The following is an 18,145-nucleotide window of genomic DNA, read 5'->3' on the forward strand; positions in this document are numbered from 1 at the left end:
GCAGCGGGCAGCGGTCAGCGGTCGGGCAGCGGGCGACGACGGCCGGGCAGCGGGCGACGGCGGGCAGCGGGCAGCGGGCGGCGGGCGATTCGGGCCGCAGGTGGCGTGGCGACCGCTGCATTCAGTAGATGTGCTCCATGATGCTGTAAAGGGTCACCCTGGCCGGGTGGACGAACCACAGCGCCTTTTGCCAGCGCGCGAGTTCTTGCGCCAGTTCGTGCGGCGGCATCGGCTCAATGCCTGCCGCGCGCATCTGCTCCCGGTATGCAGGCAAATCCGGCTCGACGAACGGCGAAAGGTAGACCACATCCTCCGGCGCAAACGGCACGGCTCGCAGCACCTCGGCAGTGTGCTCCAAATGCGAGTCCGCAAACCGCCTGCCGCCCGCGCCGACGAGCAGGATGACGCCGACCTTCAGCCCGGCCTCCTTGCAGCGCCGGATCACGCCGATGGCCTCCTCCGCCTTGCCCGGCTTCTTGAGCAGCGCGCGCAGCTCGTCGTCGCCGGTCTCCAAGCCGATGTAGACGGCCGCAAGACCGGCTTGCCGCAGGGCGTTGAGTTCCGACACCGGCTTCATGCCGGCGTGGAACGTGTCCATGAAGGTGGCGATGTCAGGCGGTACGTCGGCGAGTTCCTGCCGAATCTGGCCGAGCGCGCGTAAAAGCCTTGCCGAGGGCGCGATGATGGCGTTGCCGTCGCCGAGGAAGATGCCGGTTCTGTCCTTGAGGCGCGGACCGAAAAACTGGCGGATGCGGGCGAGGTGGCTCGCCAGCTCCTGGTCCGTTTTGATGTGAAACGGCCTGTCACGGTAGAAGTCGCAAAACAGGCACCTGTTGTAGGAGCAGCCTTCGGTGACCTGGACCACGACCGCCTTGTACTGTTCCGGCGGCAAAATGCTGACGGGGAGGTACACCTGCCGGAATGCCGCGTTGTCTTCCGCCAGCTTGGCGGGGGTCCAGGCGGACAGCTTCGGCAACCAGCGTTGTCGGACGGGTTCCGGGCTGATGGCGACCGCCGCGAGGGCCTGCTCGTAGATCTCCCGTACGGTGCCGGACTTCTCCTCCGGCCGCAGGTCACGGTAGCGCCGTCCGGCGAGCCCGTGCGCATCCGTGGTGTCCACCAGGAGGGCGCGATCGTCAAGTCCCCGCCGGATGGCGTACGTGGGCGCGGTCACCCAGAGCCAGCGCCCGGTGCGGTCGAAGTACATCACTCGTTCGCCGGCCATCACGCGCAGGCCGCGATCTCGCTCCTGCACCGCCGTCTTTTGCACGGTTTGCATGGGGGTCACCTCGCCGCTCAGGATACCCTGCCTTCATCCATCATAAAGGAACGGCATGCTCGCCGGCAGTTCGTATTGGACCAAGGTCAACCGGTCCGTCCGGACCATGGGGCAAGCGCAGGGATCGAGGCCGGGCGGCGCGGCCATGCTTGGACCATCCTTGGACAAACCGGCCGGATGGCGGTAATCTAAGGGTGGTGCGTGGGATAGTCTACCTGGGGGAAGGGCGCTGGCACCCCTGGGGAAACGCCTGCCTGTCGGCGGGCGGGTGGATGCAGCAGGACCATCAAGGAGGGTACCCAAATGGACGAACAAGCGAAGAAGACCGCCTTGCGCGGCATCACGTACGGTTTGTACGTCATTGGCACGAAGATCGGCGAGGATGACGTGAACGCGTTCACCGGCAACTGGGTGACGCAGACCTCGTTCTCGCCGCCGCTCGTCGCCATTGGGGTCAAGAAAGGGACGACGTCCTGCGACGGGATTCTCACGAGCCGCGTGTTCTCCGTGAACATCCTCGAATCTGGGCAAAAGGATCTGGCGTTTAAGTTCTTCAAACCCATTTCCCGCGTCGGCAACAAGTTCGACGACGTGGAGTTCTACACCGCGACGACGGGCAGCCCCATCCTCAAGGACGCGCTGTCCTGGTTCGAGTGCAAGGTCGTGGACGTCAACGAGCGGGGCGATCACGTCCTGGTCGTGGGTGAAGTGGTCGACGCGGGCGTGCACCGCGAGGGGACGCCGCTCACGCTGCGCGAGACCGGCTTGTTCTACGGCGGTTGAGCGGGGAGGGGCCATCGTATGCGCGTCGTCATCATCGGGGGCAGCGGCCACATCGGCACCTACCTGGTGCCGCGCCTGGTGGCGGACGGCCATGAAGTCGTGAACGTCAGCCGCGGGCAGCGGGAGCCGTACCATCCTCACGGGGCGTGGCGAAAGGTCCGGCAGGTGCAGATGGACCGGGCCGAACTCGAACAAAGGGGCCAGTTCGGCGAACGCATCCGCGAGCTGCGGCCGGACGTCGTCATCGACCTCATCTGCTTCACGCTGGAGAGCGCGCGCCAATTGGCGGAGGCGCTGCGCGGGCAGGTGCAGCACTTCTTGCACTGCGGCACCATCTGGGTGCACGGGCCGAGTGTGCGTGTGCCGGCGACGGAAGACATGCCGCGCCGTCCGTTCGGTGAATACGGGATTCAGAAGGCGAAGATTGAGGCGTACCTGCTGGAAGAGGCGCGCCGCGGCCGATTGCCGGCGACGGTGCTGCATCCTGGGCACATCGTCGGCCCGGGCTGGGCGCCGCTCAATCCGGCGGGCCACTTCAATCCGGAGGTGTTCGCCCGGCTGGCGCGCGGAGACGAAGTGGCGTTGCCGAATCTGGGCATGGAGACGGTCCATCACGTGCACGCCGACGACGTGGCGCAGGCTTTCCAGCAGGCCATTCGCCACTGGAGCACGTCGGTGGGCGAGAGCTTTCACGTCGTGTCTCCGGCGGCGGTGACGCTGCGCGGCTACGCCGAGGCGGTGGCCGGGTGGTTCGGCCGCGAAGCCAACCTGCGCTACCTGCCGTGGGAGGAGTGGAAGCAGACCGTCTCATCCGAGGAGGCTCAGGCCACCTGGGACCATATCGCGCACAGCCCGAACTGCAGCATCGACAAGGCGCGGCGGCTCATCGCCTACAACCCGCGGTACGAGTCGCTCGACGCGGTGCGTGAAGCGGTGGATTGGCTCGTGGCGCACGGCGTGATCCGCATCCAAGCCGGTTGAGCAAACGGCAAGAGACGCGCGCGACGCATGGGCGTGACCGAGCGGGGAGTCCGCATCCCGCTCGCCACGCCTGTTTTTTTGCCAAAAGCACCGAAAAGCATGCTGAATCAAACATGGAAAACATGTGCAATCCGAAAAAGTTGAAAGACAAACACCCGAAGAAAGCGCATTCATCCAACGCCTGGGCCATGTTACGTTACGATTGCAAGCACAATCTGCATGAAATGAGGGGGTTCAGATGAAGCGATCCACAACCTTCGTCGGCGTCGCTTGCATCGGGTTATCCTTCGCCACGGTCTTTGGCGCGTCAGGTTCGGCCTTGGCGGCGCGCAAGGCTGTCCAGGCGCACCAAGCCGTGCAAAAGAAACAGGCGATCACGTTGACCATGATGTGGTGGGGTGACCCTTCGCGGGCGGAACGGATCCATCGGGTGATCCATGTGTTCGAGCATGAACACCCTGAGATCCACATCGTGGGGCAATTCACGCCCTTCTCAGCCTACTTCGACAAGCTCAACACCCAGTTGGCCACGCAGACCGCGCCTGACATCTTCTCTCTCGGTTCCAACATTAACGATTACGCGAACAAAGGCGTGCTGCTCAACCTGAATCCGTACGTGGGCAAGGTGTTGGATGTCAGCGGGGTACCCAAGAACTTGCTGACGTACAACACGTTCAACGGCCACCTCTACGGTGTGCCCTCCGGTGTCAACGCGTACGCCATCATCGCCAACAAGAACGTGTTTCAAAAGGCGGGTATTCCGCTGCCCAAAGACAACTGGACATGGAACGACTTCGAGAAGATCTGTGTGACTATTCATAAAAAATTGGGTAATTCCTATTATGGCGCCTACAACGACGCGGGTACCGGCGATGCGTTCGGCGTCTTTCTGGCACAGCGCGGACACGTGCTTTACGACGCGAAGACCAAGAAGGTTGGATTTACGCTCAAGGACGCGGAGGATTGGTTCACCTTCTGGAGCCGGCTGCAGAAAGAAGGCGCTGTGCTGCCGCCGGACTTGCAGAGCTCGAATCCGAACAACGCCGGCACGTCGCTGGTGGAATCGGGTAAAGTCGCGATGCAGTTCGCACCGGCCAACCAGATTGGCAGCTTTCAGGGTTATACCAAGGACCGGCTTGTGTTGTTGCCGGTTCCGGTCGGGCCCAAAGGACACGGGACATCGCTCGGCGAAAGCCAGATCCTCGTCGGGTACGCCAAGACCCAGCATCCGAAAGAAGTCGCGGAATTTATGAACTTCTGGGTCAATGACGCCAATGCCATTCAAATCATGGGCACGAACATCGGGGTGCCTGTGACGGCCAAGATGCGGGCGGTGTTGAAGAAACAAGCGACCGCGTCCGACCTGCAGCTCTACAACTACTGCGACCAGGTCGCCAAGTATCCTTCTCCCTCGACGCCGGTGTACAACATCCCTGGCCTCAATGAGTGGGCGAACGATCTGTCGGACATCAGCGGCAAGGTGGCCTACGGACAATTGACACCTGTCCAGGCGGCGCAACAACTCCTGGCGGACGCGCAACAAGTGGTCGCATCGAACCAGTGACATCGCATCCATAAGCCATTTTGGCGTTTGCGGGCAGGTACCGGTTGCTGCAAGGAAGGGTTGCGCAGGACGGCGGGATGGTTCGGCGGCGAAGCCGGCGGCGGAGCCGGCGGTGCGCTGCCGGCCCGGGTATCCCGCTGTCCCCACATCACGAGAAGGGCGGTGTGCGGCAGGTGGCCATCTCCTTGGAACGTTCCTTGGCTCGGCCACGCCGGCGAAGTGTGCGCTCGCTGCAGGAAGCGGTGGCGGCCTATGCCTTCATGTTGCCGTGGTTGGTTGGGTTTTTCGGTTTGGCCGTAGGCCCCATGGCCGCCTCCTTGTACTTGTCGTTGACGGATTACAGTCTCTTGGCACCGCCGCACTTCATCGGTGTGGCCAACTATGTACGGATCTTCACGCAGGACCCGAGTTTCTATCAATCGTTGCGGGTGACCACCCTGTACGTCCTGCTTTCGGTTCCGTGCCGGCTGCTGTTCGCGTTGGCCGTCGCCATGGCGCTTGACCAAGGGATTCGCGCGGTGGGCTTGTACCGGACCATTTATTACATCCCGTCGCTCATGGGCGGGAGTGTCGCGGTGGCTTTGGTGTGGAAGAAGGTGTTCGGCTACGACGGCGTGTTCAACCACTTTCTGTCGCTCTTCGGATGGCAGGGCATGGATTGGGTCGCCAATCCGAAGACGGTGCTTTATACCATCGTCGGCTTGTCGGTGTGGCAGTTCGGTTCGGCGATGCTCATCTTTCTGGCGGGATTGAAGCAGATTCCCGCCGAATTGTACGAGGCGGCCAGTGTGGATGGCGCTTCGCGGGTGCGGCGGTTCGTTTCCATCACCCTGCCGCTGCTCACCCCGACCATTCTGTTCAATCTGGTCATGGGCATCATTTCATCATTTCAAAACTTCACATCCGGATACATCATCGGCGACGGGCGCGGGGGCCCGCTGCAATCCACGTTGTTCTACACGCTCAACCTGTACCTGCAGGGATTTTCGTATTTCCACATGGGGTACGCGGCCGCATTGGCCTGGGTGATGCTGATCATCCTGGCGCTCTTGACCTGGTTGTTGTTTGCGACCCAACGGTACTGGGTGTTTTACTTCGACGGACAAGAAAAGGGATGATGGCACGTGCTGGCTAACGGATGGCGCTTGGAACGGGTGGTGCTGCAGGTCTTGGTGTCCGTCGTGGCCGTGGCGATGTTGTATCCTGTCTTGTGGTTGCTCAGCAGCTCGTTGAAGCCCTCCTATGACATCTTTACCGACCCAAGTCTCTGGGTGCACCACCTCACCTTTGCGAACTACGTATCCGGCTGGAAGGGCATCGGCGGATACACGTTCGCGCGTTTCTTCCTCAACTCCACGGTGGTTGCGGGGCTGTCGGTGGCGGGGAACGTGCTTGCCTGTTCATTGACCGCCTATGCGCTCGCGCGCTTGCACTTCCCGCTGCGGCGGCTGTGGTTTGCCCTGGTGGCCATGACCATGATGCTGCCGTTTCACGTGACCCTCATCCCGCAGTACCTGATTTACCATGAGCTTGGCTGGATCAACACCATCCTGCCGCTCGTGGTGCCGCACTGGCTGGGCGGGGACGCGTTTTTCATCATCATGTTGGTGCAGTTTATGCGCGGCATTCCCCGGGAATTGGACGAAAGCGCCCGCATCGACGGGTGCGGGGTGTGGGGGATCTTCGCCAAAATCGTCTTCCCGTTGTGCGTCCCGGCGGTCATTACCACCATGCTGTTCACGTTTTATTGGGTATGGGACGACTTTTTCAGCCAGATGATCTACTTGAACGACGTGAGCCGCTTCACGGTGCCGCTCGGGCTCAATTCGATGGTCGATCAGTCCGGAAACTCCAATTGGGGCGGTTTGTTCGCGATGTCGGTGCTTTCGCTGTTGCCGGTGGTGGTGCTGTTTTTGGCTTGTCAGCGTTACTTTGTGGAAGGTATCGTCACGACCGGGTTGAAATGAGGGGATGCGCATGCATGCCGGGATAGACCGCTTCGCATTGGTACGGCGACACAATCCGGTCATCCGCTCGGTCTTGCCCTTATCCCCGTTGTCGGTCGGCAACGGGGAGTTCGCGTATACGGTGGACGTCACCGGGATGCAGAGCTTTCCCGAGGCGTACCGTTGTCCGCTGGGGACGCAGGCGCAGTGGGCATGGCACACATCGGACGAGGCGGAGTCCTATACCCTCGCCGATGTCGATCTCACCATGCTGCCGACACGGGGGCGTACCGTCGGCTATCCGCTCTACCCTGGCCGGGCGGAGGCGGCCTATCACTGGCTGCGCCAGAACCCGCACCGCGTCCAACTGGGGCAGATAGGGATGAAGTTTTGGTTGGCAGACGGGCGAGCCGCGACGGTCACGGACCTCTCTCATGTGCACCAGGTCCTCGATCTCGTCTCCGGCGTCATCCACAGCACGTTTCGCGTCGCGGGCGAACCTGTGCAGGTGCGGACGTGCTGCCACCCGGCGTCCGACCAAATCGCGGTGCGCATCGCTTCACCCCTGCTGCGGGATGGCAGATTGGTTGTGGAAGTCCGCTTTCCCGATGTGCACGTGGCGTCCGCGGATTGGCGGGAAGCCATCCGGCCGACGTGGGACCGTGCTGATTTACATCACACCGCGGTGCACGTGCTCTCCCCTGGTCATATCCAGTTTGTGCGCACGTTCGGACGCGACGGCTACCGGATGCACGTCCGCTGTGCCTGCTCGCGGCTGGATCGACTGGCCGATCACGCCTTTTGCATCCGGCCCGTGCCGGGGGAAGAAGCGTTCGAGCTGGTGTTCGGGTTTGCGCCCCTGGGCGCGGCGCTCGAACTGGCTCCGGCGGCGGACATCGAGCGGCTCTCGGCGGCACACTGGCAACATTTTTGGCAAACGGGAGGCGCGGTCGACCTTTCCGGAAGCCGCGACGAACGGGCGGGTGAATTGGAACGGCGCATCGTGTTGTCGCAGTACGTCACAGCGGTGCACTGTGCGGGATCGATGCCGCCGCAGGAGACAGGGCTTGTGTACAACAGTTGGTTCGGCAAATCGCATCTTGAAATGCATCTCTGGCATGCCGCCCATTTTGCTCTGTGGCGCCGGCCGGAGTTGTTGTTGCGGAGCATGGGTTGGTATGAACGGATTCTGCCCGTTGCACGGGCCTTGGCGCGCGCACAAGGGTTTGCCGGTGCGCGCTGGCCGAAAATGGTGGGGCCGGACGGCCAACAGAGCCCGTCCCCCATTGCTCCGCTTTTGATCTGGCAACAACCGCATCCCATCGTCCTCGCGGAACTCTGCTACCAGACGGCATCCGAGCGCGAGGTGTTGGAGCGTTTTTGCAGCCTCGTCCTGGAAACCGCCGCCTTTATGGCGGATTTTGCCGCCTGGGATGAAGCGCGCGGGTGCTATGTGCTGCCACCCCCGCTCATCCCTGCCCAGGAGGTGCACGACCCACGTGACACCTTCAACCCAGCATTCGAGTTGGAGTACTGGCGGTACGGTCTTGTCATCGCGATGAAGTGGTGCGAGCGGTTGGGCATGCCGGTTCCCGAACGTTGGCGACAGGTGTGTGCGCGTCTCGCCAGGCCGCGCGTGCACGCAGGTCTCTATCTGGCGCATGAGCGCTGCCTGGAGACATTCACCCGCTGCAACCGGGATCATCCCTCGCTGCTTTTTGCCTGCGGCCTGCTTCCCGGGGAATTGGTGGACCGCGCGGTGATGCGCGCCACCCTGGCGCGCGTCTTGGCGGTGTGGGATTGGGACAGCGCATGGGGATGGGATTTTCCGGCCATAGCGATGACCGCGGCGCGGCTGGGGGATCCCGCCCTGGCGGTGGACATCCTGTTGCTGGACGTCCCGAAGAACACGTATCTGCAAAACGGGATGAACTATCAATCCGATTCCCTCTTGGCCTATTTGCCTGGTAATGGCGCGCTGTTGACCGCGGTGGCGATGATGGCGGCCGGTTGGGACGCGGATTCGGCGCAAGCGGATGCCCCCGGGTTTCCGCATGACGGCAGATGGACGGTGCGGTATGAAGGATTGTGTCCGCTGCCGGCGTTCTGAACCGATACACAGGTGCGGGCCACACACGAATCGGGCGGTTGGAAGAAGCGCGGGACCCGCGGCGTGTGGCGCCAAGACCTGCGCCCGAAGGAGAACCTGCCGATGTTCCATTCGTTGAAGACCAAGATTGCGGCCACGTACAGCGCCATCATCGTGTTGTCGTTTTTTGCCATGTTCCTCTTGGTCTATCGCGCGTCCCTGTCCATCCTGCGCAACGAGATCGAGTACGCGGCGACTCAGGCCATTCATGAGTACGCGGCGTATGTCGGTGACACCATGGACCAGATCTACAACTTGGCCGGCGTGATCTTGAACAGCCAGACCATCAAGGTCTGGTACGCGCAAACGCGCGCCGGGCGCCTCCCGCATAACCGGCAAATGTTGCTCAACCGGACCGTGAGTCAAGAGATCACGCTGATTGCCAACAGCTACCCTGTGGTCGACGCCATCGCCGTACTCGGGAAGGATGGTCTGTACATCGACGAAAACAACCATATCGTCCTGCACAGCGGGTATGAGCACACCGCGTGGTTCAAAGCGTTTCGCACCCATGCGGCGTACTGGATCCCGGTGTATGACAACCAGGGCAGGCGGTATCAACAGGGGGACGTGATCAGCTTCCTCGTCCCCATTGGAACGTTTGAGCCGACGCATGCGCAGAGTGTGCTCAAAATCGACATCCGGGTCGGCACGTTCCAGGACCTGTTGACGCAGCCCCAGTTTCGCATGTTGGCGGTCGAGGACGTGTTTCTGCTCAACCACCAGGGGGTGTCGATGTTATCCAACCGGTATCCGGGAGATGCCGGGCTGCGCCGGAGTTTGGAAGAAGCTGTCCACAGCGAGGCGCAAAACGGGGTCATGTACGTATCCACACACCGGGGCCGCTACATGGTGATGTACGACAAGCTGCCGACCAGCGGCTGGACGGTGGCCGCCCTCATTTCGGAGGCGAGGATCTTCTCCAGCCTGGACGAGCTGCGGCAGCGGATTGTGCAGATGACGCTCCTTCTCTTGGGGTTGACCGTCGTGGTCTCTTTCCTGCTGTCGTACCGGATGACGAACGCGTTGAGCCGGCTGGTGCGGGCGATGCGGTTGGTCAAACGCGGCGGGTTCGAACCGGCCGAACACCTCCTGGCACAGACGCCCTTGCCGCGCGACGAGATAGGGGTGGCGACGGAAGCGTTCCTGGAAATGGTCCAAGAACTGAAGGAACACATCCGCCGGGAGGTGGAGTCGCACGCGCTGCGCCAACGGGCCGAATACAAGGCGTTGTTGATGCAGATCAACCCGCATTTTTTGTTCAACACCCTGGAGATGATGAGCAGCCTCGCGCTGCAGGGCCGCACCGAGGACATCCTGACCGTCATCGAAGCGATGGGCAAGATGCTCCGCTTCTCGCTGCGCAGCGATTCCGATCTCGTCGACATTCACGAGGAACTTTCCTATATTGATCACTACCTGGCCATTCTGCAACTCCGTTACAAGGAGCGGTTGCAGATTCACAAAGAAATATCCGCAGACCTGGGGCACGTGCGCGTCATCAAATTTCTTTTGCAGCCGCTCGTCGAAAACGCCGTGAAGTTCACCTTGCCGTACCGGCCGGTGTGCCAGCTGCGCATTCGGGTACAGGCGGAGGACGGGCTTCGCGTCGAGGTGAGCGACAACGGCATCGGCATGCCGCCCGAGCTGGTCCAACAATTGGCAGACGGGACGTACCTCGACGAACTGTGGAGCACCGGGGAGCAGCGGATCGGGCTGCGCAACGTGCTGGGTCGCTGCCGGATGCACTACGGGGAAAGGTTTCACTGTCATGTGGCTTCTTCCCCGCAGCACGGGACGTCCATCACACTGGTCCTGCCGGTTGTGCGCGATGCATCAGGTTGACGAAAGGGGGGTGAGGGCGTTGTACAGGGTGCTGCTCGTGGACGACGAGCCAGAGGTCTGCACCGGCCTGGCCATGAAGATCGACTGGAAGACCTTGGGTGTTGAGCTGGCGGGTACGGCGTATGACGGAGAAGAGGCCATCGCGCGCTTGGAGCGGGAGGACGTCCACGTCGTCGTCACCGACATGCAGATGCCGCGGCTGCACGGGGTGGACCTGTTGCGTTGGTGCCACGAGCACCGGCCGCAGATCAAGCTCATCGTCCTCACGGGATACGACGAGTTCGCCTATGCGAAAGCCGCCATCCAGACCGGCGTGCAGGACTTTCTGCTCAAACCGGTGGTGCGCGAAGAACTGATGCAGGCGCTCCAGCGCGCGGTGGAAAGGTTGCGGGCCGAGTCGGACGCGCAAGGCGCGCTCGACGCCTACCGGCGGCTGCAGCGGGAGCAGTGGGTCCTCATGGTGGCGAAACACGGCTTCGCCGAGGCGGGCGCGGAGTCCACGGAAAGCGGCGCGCAGGTGCCGGAACGGCTGAAGGCGGAGCCGGTGGTGTTTGTGACCGTGTCGCCGCGCGGGCTTGTGCTCGCGGGGGGTGATGACGCGGTGCGCCTGCGCCGCCTCACCTCCGTTTGCCGGGCGTATGCGGACGAGCACGCGGATGTGTGTCAGTTTTTCGCGGACCCGGGCCGCGTGTTTCCACTTCATCGTGGTGGCGGACGGGCACCGCGCGTGGGTCAGCATGCTGCTGCGGCGCCTGTCGGCGGAGTATGAAGAAAAGTGGATTGTCGGGGTGGGCCATCCGGTACAAGGCCTGGCCGAGTGGCAGAAGGGGTGGATCTCGTCCTGGGTCAACTGGGGTGTACACCAGGCGAGCGGCGGCCAGGGTGACGGGATCTTCCCTGCGCGCGGCGCGGACGAGACTTGGGGTGAGCGGGAGAAAAAAGGATTTCGCCTGGCATTGCTGCGTGGTGACGCCGGCGCGGCGAGATCGCAGATCACGGCCAGTCTGTCGCGCGCACTGCTTACGTCGCCGGCCCATTTTGCGCGCATGGTGTTTCGGCTGTTGCTCGAGATTGAGGAGTACGCGGTCGCGGCCGGGGTGGACCTGCAACCCGCGCTGCAGCTGTGGCTGCAACCTGACCGGGTGTGGCGGATGTACTCTGTGCAATCGGCCAGCGACTACCTGATGTCCTTGGTGAACGAGGTGTTGCAGGAGGTCGCGAACCGTGTCCGGAAGGTGAAGAGCAGCGAGGCCTTGGCTGCGGATGTCCGGCGTTTCCTCGAGGAGAACTACATGTACGACTTGACGCTGCAGGATGTGGCGGAACGGTATCACTACAACGTGTCCTATTTTGCCGAGGTGTTTCGCCGGGCGACGGGGAAGACGTTCGTGGAGTACCTGACCGAGATACGAATGCGTCACGCCGCCGAGCTGTTGCGGGACGAAAGCATCAGTCTGGCGAGCGTGGCCGAGCTGACCGGTTTTGCGAGCGTGAGCTATTTCAGTTCGAAGTTCAAGCGCTGCTTCGGGGTCACCCCGTCCGAATACCGGCGGAAACTGCAGTCATGAGGTCACGCTTCCGCCGGGAAGATGTGGTTCAAATCCACGGTCAAGCCTGGAAACATCTCGACCATGATCACATCCGGCACGCTGTAGACCGCCGGGGCACCGTACGCCCCGTCGCGCAGCGTGAACGATTCCACCGTGCGGTAGAGCGGATCGACCAGCCAATACAGCGGCACGCCCGCCCGCTGATACAGATTGAATTTTCGAACTTTGTCGTGGCGGACGGATGCGGGGGAGAGGATCTCGATGACCCACTTCAACTCGCCGGCGATGCAGTTGCCCATTTGATACGCTTGACACATCACAAAGACATCCGGTTGCACGACGACGGGTATGTCCTCCGGCCGCATCCCCGGCTGCACGAACAGGGCCACGTCGCGCGGCGCGTGGTGCGCCCGGCATGAACCGTCCTTGAAGTACGCGCGGAGGATGTCCTCCAGCGCCTCGGATACATCTTGATGCGCCGGAGATGGGGAGGGAGCGAGCGAGAACAACTGGCCGTCGATCAGCTCCCACCGTTCGCCTTCCGGCAGTGCGCAGAAGTCTGTATACGTGAAGCGGCGGTTTTCGAACGCTCCCATGGGTCTGCCTCCCTGTGCCACGGGCGGTCTTGCACGTTACCTTGATTGTAACAGAGACGAGGTGGGGGAAGGAGCGCTTCCACGCGCGCGCGTGGGTTGGGGTGCAGCAAACCTACACCCCGCCCCGTTCCTCGCGTTGTTGGTGGTACAGGTACGCATACACCGCCAGGTGCACGCTCAAGCGTTGGACGGGATCGTCCAGATTCGCGCGCAGCAGCCGCTCGATCTGCAGGAGGCGATGGTAGAGTGTCTGCCGGTGAATGTAGAGCCGGTCGGCCGTCTGTTGTTTCGAGCGGTCGCAGTCGAGATAGACCTTCAGGGTGTGCAGGAGTTGGGTATGGTTCTGGCGGTCGTACTCCATCACGGCCGCCAGTTCCGCCTGGGCCAGCGCCAGGATGTCATCGTGGCGAGCCAGGGGCGCAATCCAGCGGTAGACGCCCGCGTCCTCGTAGAACATCATGTCCTGTCCGCATAACTGGGCGAATGAGCTGGCCGCGACCGCGGTGCGGTAGCTGTCGCGGATGCGGTGTGTGCCGCCTGCCCGCCCGGCCGCTTCTTGGCCTACGCCGACGTGGAGTGCGTCCGGAAAGCCGTGGTTGCGCAAGGCATGCCGCAGGTCTTGCATGGCAGCTTGCATGCGCGGACGCCATTGGGCAGGGGTTCCGTCCATTTCCAAGAGGGCGATGCTGCTGTCCAAGCGAATGGAAAGGAACACGCGCAGGCGCTGGTGCTGAAACGACTCGCGCAGAATGGAGGCGAGTTCGGTCTTGCGGTCCACCCACGCCTCCGGGAGATCCTGCTGATTTTTCCCCTGGGTCAGGCGGAGGACGGCAATCCGGTACCTGCGGTCTGGCTTGAGCCGCATGCCGGCGCCGAACCAGGCTTCTCCCTCTTCATCTCCGAGGATGAGCCGCTCCAACCAATCTTGTTCCGAGAGCATCTGCCGTTCTTGCAAAAAGATGAGCTTGTGCAGGTCCTGCGTGATGTCCACAAACCGCACCTGGACCGGGAAGACGATGAGCGGGAAATGGTGTTGCTCGGCCAGATGGCGCACCGAGGCGGGGATGTCCGCCAGCACGGTGCCCAGTTCCACGCACAAGCCGCTGGCGCGTCCTTCGATGAGCTGACGCACGTACTGAAGAAACTTCTCCTCACTCTGGCCGACGCCCGCGCCCGTCGACAGCACGAGTTCACCGCCGTGGATGAGCGCACGGGCGTCGGCGACGTCCAGGATGTGCACCCAGCGCACCAAGCGGTCGAGACCGTGTTCCCCGGCAATCACCCGCGCTTGTGCGAACAGAGGCCGTTCCAAGACGTCGCGGACGCGCAGGAGTCCGCAGGACGGAGCGGGATCACCTTCCCGCAGCGGCTGGTGTTGACGTGCAGGTGTAAGCGATTCGGCATGAAAGCGCATGCAAGATTCCTCCTTGCCTTCTTCCGTTTGCAGGCGTGTGACAGACAATGATACGGTGTTCTTGATATGAAATATAACACATATGAGCGGAACTCAGTTTGAATCTGGCGATATCCGGATTAATAATGTAATACTTTATTACATAACCACGTCCGGTGTGCAAGCGGTAGGCAGGGACGGATTGGCTTGCAACGGCAAGGATTCCCTAGCGTATCCGCTGTATACGGCCGAATTTTCCCTGGACTGTGGCGGCAGGGGCTCGATAACATGTATGACATATCCTTCTCTTCATATTACATCTTGTACGATTACAACACGAGCGAAATCCGCGATGATCCGAAGTAATCGGAGCCCATGGGCTCTTCGCCGCCGACGACATCCCGGCACCGGACGGGAGGGGGATGAAATTCATGCGGATTGGTGTGCCGAAGGAACGCAAGGTTCGCGAGTATCGCGTCAGCTTGACGCCGGCAGGCGTTCAGGCGCTGGTGGCCGCCGGGCAGCAAGTGTTCGTCGAAACGAACGCGGGTGCCGGCAGCGGGTTCGCGGACGATGACTACCGGCAGGCGGGTGCCATCCTCTGCGACCGCGAGGAAGCGTGGGCTGCCGACATCGTGGTGAAGGTCAAGGAGCCGCTCCCTGAAGAACACCGGTTCTTCCGGGAGGGGATGATCCTCTTTACCTATCTCCATCTGGCAGCGGCACCCGATTTGACGCGGGCGCTGTGCGACGCCGGGGTGACCGCGGTGGCGTACGAGACGGTGCAGTTGGAGGACGGTTCGCTGCCGCTATTGGCGCCGATGAGTGAGGTGGCAGGGCGGATGTCGGTACAGATTGGCGCCCGACTGCTGGAAAAGGAGTACGGCGGTGCCGGTGTGCTGTTGGGCGGCGTACCCGGCGTCCCGCCCGCCAAAGTGGCGGTGATAGGTGCGGGCACGGTCGGAACGCAGGCAGCCCGCATGGCGGTCGGCATGGGGGCGGACGTGACGGTGCTCGACATCAGCGCGCAGCGGTTGGGACGCCTCGATGAGGCGTTCCAAGGCCGGATCAAGACCGTCATCTCCAACGCCTACACGGTCGCCGAGGCGGTGCGCCAGGCCGACCTGTTGATTGGCGCCGTCCTGGTGCCTGGCGCTCGTGCGCCCAAGATTGTGAGTCGTGAGATGGTCGCGCAAATGCGGCCGGGATGTGTCGTGGTGGATGTGTCGGTCGATCAAGGCGGATGCATCGAGACGATTGACCGGGTGACGACCCATGACGATCCCACGTATTTGGTCGACGGCGTCGTGCATTACGCCGTGGCCAACATACCGGGCGCGGTGCCGCGCACTTCGACCCTCGCCTTGGCCAACGCCACGCTGCCTTACCTGCTTCAACTCGCGATGCACGGAGAGGAAGCCATCCGCCGCCACCGCCCGTTGCGGAAGGGTCTCAATGTGTACCGAGGGCACGTCACCGCACCGGGCGTGTCCGAAGCGCTCGGGGTGGCGTACCACGACCCGGAGACGCTGTTCGCGCAGACCATCTTTGCGGTGTGAAAGGGGAGGCGGGTTCCATGCGTTCTGAAACGGCGAAGGACGCAGACACACAAGGTGCCACTGCGGCGCAGCGGTGGTTGGAACAGGACCGCCGGTACGTGTGGCACCACATGCAACCGTACGCGGCGAGCCGGGATCCCATGATTGTGGTTCACGGTGAAGGGGCCACCATCACGGACATCCACGGGAACCGCTACATCGACGCCATGTCGGGGCTGTGGTGCGTGAACCTGGGCTACTCGGAGCGGGAGCTTGCCGAGGCGGCGTACCGGCAGCTGGCGGAGATGCCGTATTACCCGCTCACCCAAAGTCACCTGCCGGCCATTCGGTTGGCGGAAAAACTCAACGCCTGGTTGGGCGGGGAATACAAAATTTTCTTTTCTAACAGCGGATCGGAGGCGAACGAGACCGCGTTCAAGCTGGCGCGCCAGTACCATGCCCAGCGCGGCGAGCCCGGCCGGTGGAAGGTCATCTCCCGGTACCGGGCGTACCACGGCAACTCCGGGGCTGCGCTCGCAGCGACGGGCCAGGCGCAGCGGAAGTACAAGTACGAACCGCTCGCTCCCGGATTTGTGCATGTCCCGCCGCCGTACTGCTACCGTTGCCCGTTCGGCCAAGCGTATGGCTCGTGTCACCTCGAGTGCGCGTCGGTGTACGAACAGGTGATGGAGTGGGAGGGGCCGGAGACCATCGCGGCCGTCATCATGGAACCCGTGATCACCGGGGGCGGCGTGATTGTCCCCCCGCCCGAGTACATGCGGCAGGTGCGGGAGATCTGCGACCGGTACGGGGTGCTGCTCATCGTGGACGAGGTCATCTGCGGCTTCGGGCGATCCGGTGAGCGGTTCGGCCACCACAACTTCGGCGTTGAGCCCGACATCGTCACCATGGCCAAAGGGATTACGAGCGGCTATCTGCCGCTGTCGGCGACCGCGGTCCGGGCGTCATTGTTTGAGGCGTTCAAGGACGACGCACCGTACGCCCATTTCCGCCACGTCAACACGTTCGGCGGCAATCCGGCGGCGTGCGCCCTGGCGGTGCGGACGCTCGAGATCATGGAGGAGCGCCGCCTGGTGGAGCGGGCGCGCGAATTGGGCCGTGCGCTGTCCGCGGCGCTGGTGCCGCTCGCCGCGCACCCGAACGTGGGAGACGTCCGCAGCTTCGGCTTTCTCGCGGGTATCGAGCTGGTGGCGGACAAGGAGACCCGGTCGCCCGCACCGGCGGCGTTCGTCAACCAGGTGCTCGCAGGCTGCAAGCGGCGCGGGGTCATCATCGGGAAAAACGGGGACACGGTGCCGAATCACAACAACGTATTGACCATCAGCCCGCCGTTCGTCGTCAGCCGCGAGGAGTTGGACCAGATTGTCCAGGCGGTCACAGAGGCGGTCCACGAGGCGGCGGAAGGAGCCGGGCCGTCCGGCGCAAGCTGAAAATCATCCGCGAGCAGTCGGGTGAATCCGGCACAGGTTGGACCGCGCACGCGGGCCCGCCCGGACGACGGGCACCGCGTGCCGCGGGCGATGGAGGGAGGGCTGCGTTTGACGACGCTCATCACGGGCGGATGCGGGTTTGTCGGCGCCACCCTGGTGCGCAAGCTGCGGCAGCAGGGAGAAGAGGTCGTGAGCATCGACCGGCGCTTCACGGAGGGCAACACAGGCGACCCAGGGCACCATTACTACCAGGCGGACATCCTCGACGTGGGCCGGTTGGTGGAGTTGATGCAGCGCCACCGGGTGGCGCGCGTCATCCACACGGCGGCCATCAGCCACCCGGTGGTGTCGCGCGAGGTGCCGTACCAGACCGTGATGGTCAACGCCCTGGGCACGGCGGCGGTGTTCGAGGCCGCCCGTGTCGCCGGGGTGCGCCGGGTGGTGAATTTCAGCTCGGAGTGCGCGTACGGCAACAACCGCGATGAGGGCGTGGTGTTCGAGACATCCCGGCTGCTGCCGACCACCCCCTACGGGGTCACGAAGGTGTTCACGGAGCACTTGGCGCGGGTGTACAGCGACCTGTACGGCATGGAGATTCCGTCGCTGCGTCCCGGTTGGATCTACGGCCCGGGCCAGTTCATGCAGTGCTACCTGAAGACGATGCTCCGCAACGCCATCGACGGTGTGCCGACCGTGGAGGAGCAGGGCGGCGAGTATCGGTTCCAGTACGTCCATGTGGAAGATGTAGCGGACGCGGCTTGGCTAGCCGCCACGGTGCCCGGCGTCGGGGCGGAGGTGTTCAACATTACGGCCGGTGTGCAGCACAGCTACTGGGAGGTCGCCGCGGAGGTGAAGAAGTTGTTTCCGGACGCCGTGATCGACATCGGTCCTGGCACCATCGACGTACTGGACGAAAACGGGGTGTTCGACATCACGAAGGCACAGCGGGTTCTGGGGTGGCGTCCCCGCTACGACTTGGCGTCCGGCATCCGCCAGTACGCGGCGTGGCTGCGGGAGCACCCGTACTGAAGCGGTAGTCAGCGGCCGGGGCGGGAAAGGTGGAAGCAGGG

Annotated in this window: 15 protein-coding genes; 12 read left to right on the top strand and 3 right to left on the bottom strand. The window is 63.0% G+C overall.

The window, feature by feature from the left end; genetic code table 11:
* Positions 1 to 121: 121 nt before the first annotated feature.
* A complete protein-coding gene (locus tag IEX97_RS03340) occupies positions 122 to 1,279 on the bottom strand; it encodes a radical SAM protein (protein ID WP_188881137.1) in 1,158 nt (385 codons plus the stop codon).
* 303 nt (positions 1,280 to 1,582) lie between these two features.
* On the opposite strand from IEX97_RS03340, the gene IEX97_RS03345 reads away from it, so the two are divergent.
* The 9 genes from IEX97_RS03345 (at position 1,583) to IEX97_RS03385 (ending at position 12,115) form a co-directional block, all read left to right on the top strand.
* Entirely contained in the window at positions 1,583 to 2,062 is a 480-nt protein-coding gene (locus IEX97_RS03345; protein ID WP_188881138.1) for a flavin reductase family protein, read from the top strand.
* A gap of 18 nt (positions 2,063 to 2,080) precedes the next feature.
* Positions 2,081 to 3,043 carry an NAD-dependent epimerase/dehydratase family protein gene (locus tag IEX97_RS03350; protein ID WP_188881140.1) on the top strand — a complete coding sequence of 321 codons (963 nt, stop codon included), beginning with the start codon at positions 2,081 to 2,083 and terminating at the stop codon, positions 3,041 to 3,043.
* A 238-nt stretch (positions 3,044 to 3,281) separates the two neighbouring features.
* Positions 3,282 to 4,607 (top strand): ABC transporter substrate-binding protein, encoded by a 1,326-nt coding sequence (locus IEX97_RS03355; RefSeq protein WP_188881141.1) that lies wholly within the window; start codon positions 3,282 to 3,284, stop codon positions 4,605 to 4,607.
* Positions 4,608 to 4,867: 260 nt separating this feature from the next.
* Positions 4,868 to 5,725, top strand: coding sequence for a carbohydrate ABC transporter permease (locus tag IEX97_RS03360; protein ID WP_188881199.1), 858 nt, complete (start codon positions 4,868 to 4,870; stop codon positions 5,723 to 5,725).
* Positions 5,726 to 5,734: 9 nt separating this feature from the next.
* A complete protein-coding gene (locus IEX97_RS03365) occupies positions 5,735 to 6,574 on the top strand; it encodes a carbohydrate ABC transporter permease (protein WP_229776346.1) in 840 nt (279 codons plus the stop codon).
* Positions 6,575 to 6,584: 10 nt separating this feature from the next.
* A complete protein-coding gene (locus IEX97_RS03370; protein WP_188881142.1) occupies positions 6,585 to 8,663 on the top strand; it encodes a glycoside hydrolase family 65 in 2,079 nt (692 codons plus the stop codon).
* A 102-nt stretch (positions 8,664 to 8,765) separates the two neighbouring features.
* A complete protein-coding gene (locus tag IEX97_RS03375; RefSeq protein ID WP_188881143.1) occupies positions 8,766 to 10,547 on the top strand; it encodes a sensor histidine kinase in 1,782 nt (593 codons plus the stop codon).
* A 10-nt stretch (positions 10,548 to 10,557) separates the two neighbouring features.
* A complete protein-coding gene (locus IEX97_RS03380) occupies positions 10,558 to 11,316 on the top strand; it encodes a response regulator (protein ID WP_188881144.1) in 759 nt (252 codons plus the stop codon).
* The gene (locus IEX97_RS03385; RefSeq protein WP_188881146.1) at positions 11,285 to 12,115 is read left to right on the top strand and encodes a helix-turn-helix transcriptional regulator; all 831 of its coding nucleotides are present in this window, start codon (positions 11,285 to 11,287) and stop codon (positions 12,113 to 12,115) included. Before IEX97_RS03380 ends, IEX97_RS03385 begins: the two co-directional genes overlap by 32 nt.
* Positions 12,116 to 12,117: 2 nt before the next feature.
* Here the strand turns inward: IEX97_RS03385 and IEX97_RS03390 are convergent, their stop codons facing one another.
* Both IEX97_RS03390 and IEX97_RS03395 read right to left on the bottom strand, forming a co-directional pair.
* Positions 12,118 to 12,693, bottom strand: coding sequence for a Uma2 family endonuclease (locus IEX97_RS03390; RefSeq protein WP_188881148.1), 576 nt, complete (start codon positions 12,691 to 12,693; stop codon positions 12,118 to 12,120).
* Positions 12,694 to 12,805: 112 nt separating this feature from the next.
* Positions 12,806 to 14,107, bottom strand: a complete 1,302-nt coding sequence (locus IEX97_RS03395) for a PucR family transcriptional regulator (RefSeq protein WP_188881149.1) — start codon at positions 14,105 to 14,107, stop codon at positions 12,806 to 12,808.
* Positions 14,108 to 14,517: 410 nt separating this feature from the next.
* Here IEX97_RS03395 and ald point away from each other — a divergent pair, with 410 nt between their 5' ends.
* The 3 genes from ald to IEX97_RS03410 all read left to right on the top strand — a co-directional run bounded on the left by ald (position 14,518) and on the right by IEX97_RS03410 (position 18,104).
* Positions 14,518 to 15,645, top strand: a complete 1,128-nt coding sequence (ald, locus tag IEX97_RS03400) for an alanine dehydrogenase (RefSeq protein WP_188881151.1) — start codon at positions 14,518 to 14,520, stop codon at positions 15,643 to 15,645.
* A gap of 17 nt (positions 15,646 to 15,662) precedes the next feature.
* Entirely contained in the window at positions 15,663 to 17,075 is a 1,413-nt protein-coding gene (locus IEX97_RS03405; protein WP_188881152.1) for an aspartate aminotransferase family protein, read from the top strand.
* Between the two features lie 108 nt (positions 17,076 to 17,183).
* The gene (locus IEX97_RS03410; protein ID WP_188881153.1) at positions 17,184 to 18,104 is read left to right on the top strand and encodes an NAD-dependent epimerase/dehydratase family protein; all 921 of its coding nucleotides are present in this window, start codon (positions 17,184 to 17,186) and stop codon (positions 18,102 to 18,104) included.
* Positions 18,105 to 18,145: the final 41 nt, after the last annotated feature.

The sequence above is a fragment of the Paenalicyclobacillus cellulosilyticus genome, assembly GCF_014647315.1.
GTDB lineage: Bacteria > Bacillota > Bacilli > Alicyclobacillales > Alicyclobacillaceae > Alicyclobacillus_J > Alicyclobacillus_J cellulosilyticus.

Coding starts and splice junctions, on each gene's coding strand:
- IEX97_RS03340 (WP_188881137.1), bottom strand. CDS start 1,279: ATGCAAACCGTGCAAAAGACGGCGGTGCAGGAGCGAGATCGCGGCCTG.
- IEX97_RS03345 (WP_188881138.1), top strand. CDS start 1,583: ATGGACGAACAAGCGAAGAAGACCGCCTTGCGCGGCATCACGTACGGT.
- IEX97_RS03350 (WP_188881140.1), top strand. CDS start 2,081: ATGCGCGTCGTCATCATCGGGGGCAGCGGCCACATCGGCACCTACCTG.
- IEX97_RS03355 (WP_188881141.1), top strand. CDS start 3,282: ATGAAGCGATCCACAACCTTCGTCGGCGTCGCTTGCATCGGGTTATCC.
- IEX97_RS03360 (WP_188881199.1), top strand. CDS start 4,868: ATGTTGCCGTGGTTGGTTGGGTTTTTCGGTTTGGCCGTAGGCCCCATG.
- IEX97_RS03370 (WP_188881142.1), top strand. CDS start 6,585: ATGCATGCCGGGATAGACCGCTTCGCATTGGTACGGCGACACAATCCG.
- IEX97_RS03375 (WP_188881143.1), top strand. CDS start 8,766: ATGTTCCATTCGTTGAAGACCAAGATTGCGGCCACGTACAGCGCCATC.
- IEX97_RS03385 (WP_188881146.1), top strand. CDS start 11,285: ATGCTGCTGCGGCGCCTGTCGGCGGAGTATGAAGAAAAGTGGATTGTC.
- IEX97_RS03390 (WP_188881148.1), bottom strand. CDS start 12,693: ATGGGAGCGTTCGAAAACCGCCGCTTCACGTATACAGACTTCTGCGCA.
- IEX97_RS03395 (WP_188881149.1), bottom strand. CDS start 14,107: ATGCGCTTTCATGCCGAATCGCTTACACCTGCACGTCAACACCAGCCG.
- ald (WP_188881151.1), top strand. CDS start 14,518: ATGCGGATTGGTGTGCCGAAGGAACGCAAGGTTCGCGAGTATCGCGTC.
- IEX97_RS03405 (WP_188881152.1), top strand. CDS start 15,663: ATGCGTTCTGAAACGGCGAAGGACGCAGACACACAAGGTGCCACTGCG.